Annotated in this window: 1 protein-coding gene; it reads right to left on the bottom strand. The window is 57.1% G+C overall.

Annotated features, from left to right (window positions below):
- Positions 1 to 247: YPDG domain-containing protein (locus HMPREF2690_RS06235; protein ID WP_210401384.1), on the bottom strand; the 247-nt coding region annotated here is incomplete at both ends.

Here is a 247-nt window from a genome sequence, read left to right as displayed (position 1 = left end):
CCGGAGCGTCCGGCTTATCAACCGTAACGGTGACGTCAACGTTGTCCTTCGAACCATCCGGGTAAGTCACCTCAACCGGAACAGTGATCTTGTCACCCGGGTTCGCATCCTCCGGAACCTTAACGGTGATGGAACCATCCTCGTTAACGGTCACACCCTCAGGAGCACCCTCGCCCTTATCGAACTTCGTGCCCTCCGGCGGAGTGGTCTCCTTGCCGTCCTTATCCTTAAAGACCGGCTTGTCAAC

The sequence above is a fragment of the Corynebacterium sp. HMSC034E11 genome (assembly GCF_001835905.1).
Taxonomy (GTDB): Bacteria; Actinomycetota; Actinomycetes; order Mycobacteriales; family Mycobacteriaceae; genus Corynebacterium; species Corynebacterium coyleae.
The sequence above is the reverse complement of the archived record's forward strand: the minus strand, read 5'-3'. Positions and strand labels throughout refer to the sequence as shown.